The sequence below is a fragment of the Pseudomonas sp. PA-4-8C genome (genome assembly GCF_021606625.1).
In the GTDB taxonomy this organism is placed as follows: Bacteria; Pseudomonadota; Gammaproteobacteria; order Pseudomonadales; family Pseudomonadaceae; genus Aquipseudomonas; species Aquipseudomonas lactis.
The window spans coordinates 1-709 of the sequence record NZ_WKCD01000586.1; the positions used below are offsets into that span (position 1 = coordinate 1).

The following is a 709-nucleotide window of genomic DNA, read 5'->3' on the forward strand; positions in this document are numbered from 1 at the left end:
GCCATGTTCAGGGCGAAGCAGGCGGGGAGGAAGAGGGCGAGGGTGGCGAGGTCCATGGCGGCTCCGGGTTGGCAGGTCGGGGAGTCTTGAGGATAAACGCATGAAGCGCGGTTTAACACTCCGTGGCTGGTCTTCTGGCCCCGCGAGCGCTTCAGGTATCAGGATTGGATGAGTGCTTGGCTTCAGGTGCCGCGCCAAACAACCGATCGGCAATTTGCCTGCCCCGTTCCAAGCCTTCCTGCGTCAACCAAATGGATTTGTTTTTGTTCACCGGATTACTGATAAAACCTTGCTCGTGGAGTCGGTTCATTATTTGAAAGTCGTGGCCTTTCCATGAGTTGCCGTTATCAAAGCTGAAGGTGGTCAGCAGGGCAAGTACGGCTTCCTCAATCAGTTTTTCGTCGTATTCCATAATGGGTACTCCGTTTGGATTACACAGACCCTGTCGAGCTTAGCGCAGCATCTCGCTTGAAGCGTTATGATGCAAATCCCTGTTTTGGTCATGGACGGAAAAACCTTGGCGACTAACTCTGTCAGTCACACGTTGGGTGCACCGTCTGAACTCGATTATTACGATTGCAGGTCGGTGCCATTGCCGACTGAGATCAGCGCGCTGGAAGCCTGGAACATCATGACCGCTGAACCGGGGCCGCTGTTGCGATTGGCCTTTCGGATCAGGGATGGGATTTCTTCAAGATTTGGCGTAAAG

The 709-nt window shown here is 53.7% G+C and carries 1 protein-coding gene and 1 pseudogene; one reads left to right on the forward strand and one right to left on the reverse strand.

What is annotated here, in order from left to right:
- Window positions 1–151: 151 nt before the first annotated feature.
- Window positions 152–412 carry a DUF6429 family protein gene (locus GIW04_RS31130; RefSeq protein ID WP_120248113.1) on the reverse strand — a complete coding sequence of 87 codons (261 nt, stop codon included), beginning with the start codon at window positions 410–412 and terminating at the stop codon, window positions 152–154.
- Between the two features lie 66 nt (window positions 413–478).
- On the opposite strand from GIW04_RS31130, the pseudogene GIW04_RS31135 reads away from it, so the two are divergent.
- Window positions 479–709 (forward strand): annotated as a pseudogene (locus GIW04_RS31135) (DUF2867 domain-containing protein); the annotation flags it as partial.